The organism is Streptomyces roseus (assembly GCF_001044425.1).
Taxonomy (GTDB): Bacteria; Actinomycetota; Actinomycetes; order Streptomycetales; family Streptomycetaceae; genus Streptomyces; species Streptomyces roseus.
Genome location: NZ_LFML01000068.1, coordinates 217,181 through 224,370, shown reverse-complemented (window position 1 = coordinate 224,370; position 7,190 = coordinate 217,181). Strand labels below are relative to the sequence as shown.

Annotated in this window: 5 protein-coding genes; 1 reads left to right on the top strand and 4 read right to left on the bottom strand. The window is 74.0% G+C overall.

Annotated features, from left to right (window positions below; genetic code table 11):
• Positions 1-130: 130 nt before the first annotated feature.
• The 4 genes from ACS04_RS18085 to ACS04_RS18070 form a co-directional block, all read right to left on the bottom strand.
• The gene (locus ACS04_RS18085) at positions 131-1,591 is read right to left on the bottom strand and encodes an FAD/NAD(P)-dependent oxidoreductase (protein WP_048477659.1); all 1,461 of its coding nucleotides are present in this window, start codon (positions 1,589-1,591) and stop codon (positions 131-133) included.
• On the bottom strand, positions 1,566-1,892 hold the full coding sequence (locus ACS04_RS18080; protein ID WP_048477658.1) for a (2Fe-2S)-binding protein: 327 nt from the start codon (positions 1,890-1,892) through the stop codon (positions 1,566-1,568). Before ACS04_RS18080 ends, ACS04_RS18085 begins: the two co-directional genes overlap by 26 nt.
• Positions 1,889-3,037, bottom strand: a complete 1,149-nt coding sequence (locus ACS04_RS18075) for an NAD(P)/FAD-dependent oxidoreductase (RefSeq protein ID WP_048477657.1) — start codon at positions 3,035-3,037, stop codon at positions 1,889-1,891. The genes ACS04_RS18080 and ACS04_RS18075 overlap by 4 nt, the downstream gene beginning before the upstream one ends.
• 126 nt (positions 3,038-3,163) lie before the next feature.
• On the bottom strand, positions 3,164-5,566 hold the full coding sequence (locus tag ACS04_RS18070) for a collagenase (protein ID WP_048477656.1): 2,403 nt from the start codon (positions 5,564-5,566) through the stop codon (positions 3,164-3,166).
• 205 nt (positions 5,567-5,771) lie between these two features.
• Between ACS04_RS18070 and ACS04_RS18065 the strand changes: the two genes are divergently transcribed.
• Positions 5,772-7,142, top strand: coding sequence for an aminopeptidase P family protein (locus ACS04_RS18065; RefSeq protein WP_048477655.1), 1,371 nt, complete (start codon positions 5,772-5,774; stop codon positions 7,140-7,142).
• Positions 7,143-7,190: the final 48 nt, after the last annotated feature.

The following is a 7,190-nucleotide window of genomic DNA, read 5'->3' as shown; positions in this document are numbered from 1 at the left end:
GTCCGTACCGGTGGTGGGCGCGGGGGTGTGCGCGTCGGTCATGAGAGAGCTCCCTAGAGTGATGTGTGACATTTTACTAGTGGGTGCGAGTCGGCCACAAGGGTCCGGACCCTCCGATCGGCCCGTTCGATCAGGCGTCCGCCGGGGGCAGTTCGGCCAGGTGGCCCAGCGGGACCGGGCAGGACAGGGGCCGCCGGTCGGGCGCGGGCCCGTCCCCGGCCAGGGCGGCGACGGCCGGTCCGCACATGCGGCCCTGGCACCAGCCCATTCCGGCGCGGGTGAGGAGTTTGACCGTACGGGCGTCCCGCGCGCCGAGGTCCGAGACGGCCTCGCGGATCCGGCCGGCCGGGACCTCCTCGCAGCGGCACACGTCGGTGTCCTCGCGGAGCCAGCCGGTCCATCCGTCGGCGGGGCGGTGCGCGGCGCCCATGGCGGCGGCGAAGGCGCGCAGGCGGGCGCGGCGGCGGGCCAGGGCGGCGGGCGCGACCGGGCCGCCGCTTGCGGAGCGGGTGGCGGCGGAGGGGACGCCGGAGCGGGCGGCGGGCGAGTGCGCGGCGACCGAATGCGCGGCGATCTCCCCTTCGAGGAGGGCCAGTTGGGCGCCGCCGATGCCGCCGGTCTCGCCCGCGGACCAGATCCCGGGGACGGAGGTCCGCTGCTCGGCGTCCAGCGCGAGGGCGACGGTTCCGTCGGCGGCCGGCCGCGTGGCGCAGCCGAGGCCGGTCGCCAGCTCCAGCTGCGGGACGAGCCCGTGGCCCACGGCCAGCGCGTCGCACGGGATCCGGCGGGCGGTCCCGGGCACGGGCCGCCAGTGGCGGTCCAGGCGGGCCACGGTGACGGCCTCGACCCGGTCGGCGCCGTGGGCCTCGGTCACGGCGTGCCGGGTGAGGAGGCGGATGTGGCGGCGCAGCAGGGCGCTGCCGTACGTGGCGCCTTCGGCCAGTTTTCCGGGGTTGCGGAGCAGGGCGGGGACGTGCCCGGCGTACGCGGTGTAGGCGGCGGCCTCGACCACGGCCGGCACGCGGGCCCCGGCGGCGGCGAGCGAGCCCGCGACGGCGAGCAGCAGCGGGCCGCTCCCGGCGACGACGACGCGCCGGCCCGGCAGTACGAGCCCGCTCTTGAGCATGGCCTGCGCCCCTCCGGCCCCGACCACCCCGGGCAGGGTCCAGCCGGGGAAGGGCAGTTGCCGCTCGTAGGAGCCGGTGGCGAGGAGCACGGCCCGCGCGTGCACGGTGGCGGCCTCCTCGTCGGGGCCGGTGCCGGCCACGGCGTACAGGGCCCAGCCGTCCGAGCCGTCCGGGACCACCGTCCAGACGTGGTGGGACGGGAGGTAGGTGATGCGGCCTGCCGACCGGTGGGCCTGGAGGGCGGCTTCGCGCTCGGCGAAGGCGGACCACCCGTGGTGCAGGGCTTCGGGGCGCGCGGCCCCGAGTTCCGGCGCGGGGTGGCGGTAGTACTGGCCGCCGGGGCGCTCCCCCGCGTCGAGGAGGGTGACCCGGAGCCCGAGACCGGCGGCGGTCACGGCGGCGGCGAGCCCGGCAGGGCCGGCGCCTACGACGGCGAGATCAGCGGCCGGGTTCGGGTGTGGCATGGCCGGTTCCCTCCTGGGTGGTGACGGTGTCCCCGGGGCGGGCGGGGACGAGGCAGGCGCGCTGGTTCGGGCGGCCGTTGACGGTGACGAGGCAGTCGTGGCAGCTGCCGATCCCGCAGAACGCGCCGCGCGGGGCGCCTCCTTGGCGAGTGGTCCGCCAGGCGAGGATCCCGGCGGCCCACAGCACGGCGGCGATGCTCTGGCCCGCCTGGGCGGTGAGCTCGCGGCCGTCGAAGCGCAGGACGTACGTGGCCTGCGGCGCACCGCCGACGAGGCTGCGCGGGGTGGGGCTCTGGCTCATCGGGGATCCTCCGCGAAGCGGTCCGGCCGGAACGGGGCGGGGGACAGCGGGGGTTGCGCCCCCGCCAGGGCGGCCGCGATCAACACGCCCGTGGCCGGGGCCAGGCCGATGCCGGCCCCCTCGTGACCGCAGGCGTGCAGCAGGCCCGGGATCCGGGGGTCAGGGCCGATCGCCGGGAGGTGGTCCGGGAGGTAGGGGCGGAAGCCGTGGTAGGTACGGAGCACCCGGGCCCGGGCCAGGACGGGGAACAGGGCCGCAGCCTGCGTCGCCAGGCGGCGCAGCGCCTCCACCGACAGCGAGCGGTCGAAGCCGACCCGCTCCCGGGTCGCCCCGATCAGCACCGGCCCCGCCGGCGTCCCCTCGACCACCGCCGAGGACTGGAGCGCCGCCGAACCGCTCGCCACGTCGGAGATATAGTCCGCGGCGTAGACCTTGTGCCGCACCAGCTGCGGCAGCGGCTCCGTCACCAGGACGAACCCGCGGCGGGGAAGCACCGGCAGGGTGACCCCGGCCAGTTCCGCGATGCGCCCGCCCCAGGTCCCGGCCGCGTTCACCACCGCCGGCGCGAGGAGTGCACCGCCGGGCGTACGCACCCCGCGCACCCCCGCCGGCCCCGTCAGGATCTCCGTCACCTCCTGCCCCAGGTGCACCGAGGCGCCCGAGGCGGCCAGCAGTCTCGCCGCGGCCTGGGCCGGCTGGACCTGGGCGTCCTGCGGGTACAGGAAGGCGCCGACCGGCCCCGGGGCCAGATGGGGCTCCAGGTCGCGGAGTTCGCCGGCCCCCGCCTCGACGGCTTCGACCCCGGCTTCGCGCTGGCCGTCGGCGAACGTGCGCAGGGCGGCCAGCGAGGCCTCGTCCGGGGCGACGACGAGCCCGCCCTTGGCCTCGTACTCGATCTCCTGCGGGAGGACGGCCGCGAGTTCGCGCCAGAGGCCGGCCGACAGCAGGGCCAGGTCGAGTTCCGGGCCCGCCTCCTTGTCGGAGACGAGCAGGTTGCCCTCCCCGGCTCCCGTCGTGCCGCCCGCGACGGGGCCGCGGTCGACGACGGCCACGGAGAGTCCGGAGCGGGCCGCGTAGTACGCGGTCGCGGCTCCGACGACGCCGGCGCCGATGATCACGACGTCCACGGGATGTCTCTTGAGCACGGCAGTAATATGTCACATTCTTTAATAGGTGCCTAGGTGCTGGGCACCTGAGCGGCGGGCGGCCGGAGGTGGTGCGGTGGCCGGTCCCCTCCTCCGCCGCGGAAGGGACCGGCCACCGGCGCCCGATCAGCTGCGCAGCGGACCCTCGCAGCTGTAGCTCGACGTGCCCGCCTTGTGGTCGGTCCAGATCTCCACGGGGCCGAAGGAGCAGTTCATGTCGGCCAGGTTGTTGGAGGCCGCGCCCGCCCGGTCGAGGATGAAGTAGTCCACCGTCTCCGACATGTCCTTGAAGTTCTGGTCGTCGCTGCGCCAGTTCTTCAGGTTCGAGGTGATACGGCCGGTGCAGGTGAACCGCCGCTTGCCCGGGTCCCCGTTCTCCACGCAGTCGGGGGTGTTGTACGTGGCGGTCGCGAAGGCCGACTTCACGTTCGCCAGCGCCGCGTCCCTCAGCTGGTCGTTGGGGGTGAAGCTGGTGTTCGGCACGTACAGCTGGTCGACCTTGGCGATCTGCGCGTCCAGGAAGCGGTTGTAGTCGCGCTGGAGGTAGGCGTCCGAGCCCATCCGGTGGCGCCAGGCGTCGTACCCGGCCACGTCGTTGGCCCGCAGGTGGGCGTACATCTCGCGCAGCAGCGAGGGCTTCTCGGTCCACAGGAACTCGAAGAACGTGCCCGCGTAGTTGTAGAAGCGGAAGCCGTCGCCGTCGTAGGTGGCGTTGAGCAGCTGCTCGATCGACATGCGCGGACCACCGCCGGCCGTATCGGCGATGATGCCCTTGACCAGGGACTTGCGGACGGCGATGCCGTTGTCGCGGGTGGCGCCGTCGAAGAACTCGGCCGTGCCCTCGTCCATGGCGGTCGTACGGTCGCCCTCGTACCAGGGACCCTCGCCGAAGAACCCGGGGACGGCGAAGCGGCCGTTGAGGTAGTGCGTGTACTCGTGCCGGAAGAGCTCTTCGAGGGTGAGGGAGGAGTCCTGCGGGACGCGGCGCTGGTAGGTGTAGAAGGTGGCGCCGTTCTCGATGTACATGCCGCCGTTCGCGGTGCCGTACCCGTACAGCATCGTCTGGTAGGTCACGTAGTCGGCGCGGGAGGCGTACAGCACGATGTTCAGCGTGGTGTTGGGGTCGCCGGCCAGCGGCTGGTCGGTCCCGAGGACCCGGTGGAACTGCGTCTTGACCTGCTTGCTGGCGTAGTAGAGCTGGTCGACGGTGGCCCGGTCGAGGGCCGTGCGGACCTTGATGCCGCCGTTGTCGTAGGTGTACGTGTTCGGGAAGAGCATCTTCTCGATGTCCTCCTTGCACACCCCGTACTGCTTGCACGCGTTGTAGGTGTTCAGCCAGGAGACGACCTTGGCCCAGGGCTCGCTGCCCGTGCCCCAGGCCGCCTTGACCGGCTCCAGGAGACCGCCGAGGTCGGCGGATATCTGGTCCTGGAGGCCCTCGATCTGTCCGAAGCGGCCGTACTCGCCCAGCGCGTCGCGGACGACCCACGCGTTGGCGGTGCCCTTGAGGTGGGTGTAGCCGGCGAAGGCCTTGAAGGCGGCCCGGTAGGCGGGGTCGGCCTTGGCCGCGGCGTGGAAGGCGGCGTCCTGGTTGCCCGGGTACACGCCGAGGTAGTTGACGGTGAGGGCGGCGAGGGCCGCACCGCCCCAGTTCGCGTCCGCGCTGGTGGCGGGGTGCGCAGCGTCCAGGGTGGCCAGGACCTTCTTGACCAGCCCGAGCTGGGTCTGGCGCATGCCGGGGCCGGTGGCGTAGAGGGCCTCGCGCAGGGTCCGGGCGTTGGAGGCGGTGGCATCGAAGGTACGGGCCGCGTTGCCGAAGTCGGTGACGGCCCGGCTCATGGCGTCGGCGGTCGCGGCGTCCGTGAGGTCGATCTCCTCGCGCGAGAAGTCGTGGTAGATGGCCGCGTGCAGGTACGTGAACATCTCCTCCAGGTGGGAGGAGTTGCGGCCGTCGTGGGCGGCGGCCAGGCCGGATATCCGGCGGGCGACGGCCTGGACGTGCGCGTCGTCCATGACGGGTGCGAGACGGGCGTCCCAGGTCCAGACGAGCCCGCGCATACAGCCGTCGGCGGTGACGGCCGGGTCGGCGAGGAAGTCGGCGAACTGCTCCGGGCTCAGGCCCGTGATCCCGTCGAGGGTGCAGGGGACGCCCGCGGCGACGCTGCGCGCGACGGGCGCCGCCTGGGCAGCGGCGGCGCGCTCGCGGCCCTTGTCCGCGCCCCCGGTGGGGCGGGCGACGGGGGCGGCGGCCGGGGCGGCACCGGGGACGCGGCCGTCGGCGGCCAGCCCGCCGGGCGCCTGGCCCGTCGCCGGCGCGGCCTCCTTGGGCGAGGCGAGGTGGTCGACCTCGTCGAACGGGTTCGCGCCGGGAGCGCCGGAGGTGAAGGTGCCGGGCACGGCGGCCGGGGCGGGAGCGGCGGCGGGAGCCCGGTCTGCGGTCTGGGACACGGCCTGGCCGGCGGAGGCGAGGAGGGTCACCGCGACGGCGGCGGAGAGGAGGGACGTACGCACAGCTCTGTGCTGGGACACCAAGGACTCCTGGTTGGGAGGGGAGGTGGGGGAAGTGGTGCGCGAAGACGTGGAATGCCTGAACTGCGAATGCCGGAACTGCCCTGCTTCACACGGCGTTTGACGGGGATTAACGTGCCGCGGTGTGAGCTGTAACATAGTAATGTGAAATTGCACTGACAAGCCCTGTGCGCCCACCAGTTCGCGTCTTCTTGAGGGAGCCCCGATGGCCGACACCCCCTCCCGCCTCAACATCGGCAGCCACGACCTGCCGGTATCGCCAGAGTTGTCCCGCTTCATGGCCGCCGACTGGGCGCCGTCCCCCCTGCCCGCCGCCGCGCGGGTCTCCGCGTACGAGGTCACCCCGGCCCGGCGCGAGCGGCTCTCGGCGCGCTTCCCGGGCGAACGGCTGATCGTCCCGGCGGGCGAGCTCAAGGTCCGCAGCAACGACTGCGACCACCGCTTCCGTCCGCACAGCGCGTACGCCTGGCTGACCGGACTGACCGGCGAGGACCAGGTGGGGCACGTCCTGGTGCTGGAGCCCTCCGGCCCGCACGGCCACGAGCCCGTGCTGTACCTGCGCCCCCGCTCCCCCCGCTCCGGCGGCAACGAGGAGTTCTACCGGGACCGCCGCTACGGGGAGTTCTGGGTCGGCCGCCGCCCCGACCTGGCCGAGGCCGAGCGCCTGACGGGCCTGCGCTGCGCCCACCTGGACGACCTGGGCTCCCCGGCGGGGCGCAACGCCGCCACCGACGCCGAACTGGCCTCCGCGCTGTCGGAGTTGCGACTGGTGAAGGACGCCTGGGAGGTCGGGCAGCTCCAGCTCGCCGTCGACCACACCACCGCCGGTTTCGAGGACGTCGTACGGGCGCTCCCGCGCGCCCTGGCGCACCCGCGCGGCGAGCGGTGGATCGAGGGGGTCTTCGGCCTGCGCGCGCGGGCGGAGGGCAACGGCACCGGGTACGACACGATCGCGGCCTCGGGGGCGCACGCCTGCGTCCTGCACTGGATCCGCAACGACGGCCGGCTCGACCGCGGCGATCTGCTGCTGCTGGACGCGGGCGTGGAGACCGACAGCCTTTACACGGCCGACATCACGCGCACCCTACCGCTGTCGGGACGGTTCTCCCCGGTCCAGCGGCAGGTGTACGAACTGGTGCTGGCGGCGCAGGACGCGGGCATCGCGGCGCTGCGGCCGGGCGCCAGCTTCCGGGACTTCCACCGGGCCGGGATGCGGGTGATCGCGGAGGGGCTGGCGGAGTGGGGCGTCCTGAAGGACGCGCGGGGCGACCTGCACCGGCGGTACACGCTGTGCAGCAGCGGCCACATGCTGGGGCTGGACGTCCACGACTGCGCGAAGGCGCGCGCGCAGACCTACCTGGACGGGGTCCTGGAGGAGGGGCAGGTGCTGACGGTGGAGCCGGGCCTGTACCTGCAGCCGGACGACGAGACGCTGCCGCCGGAGCTGCGGGGCATCGGTGTGCGCATCGAGGACGACCTTGTCGTCACGGCGGAGGGCGCCCGGCTGATGTCGGGCGCCCTGCCCCGCACGGTCGCGGGGATCGAGGAGTGGATGGGGGCTCTGCTGGACGGCTGAGCATCCGCCCCACCCCCGTGGAGGCAGATGCCCGGCCGGCCGGGGTCC

Bases quoted from the DNA above. Each gene is read 5' to 3' on its own strand.
- ACS04_RS18085 (WP_048477659.1), bottom strand. From the start codon at position 1,591: ATGCCACACCCGAACCCGGCCGCTGATCTCGCCGTCGTAGGCGCCGGC.
- ACS04_RS18080 (WP_048477658.1), bottom strand. From the start codon at position 1,892: ATGAGCCAGAGCCCCACCCCGCGCAGCCTCGTCGGCGGTGCGCCGCAG.
- ACS04_RS18065 (WP_048477655.1), top strand. From the start codon at position 5,772: ATGGCCGACACCCCCTCCCGCCTCAACATCGGCAGCCACGACCTGCCG.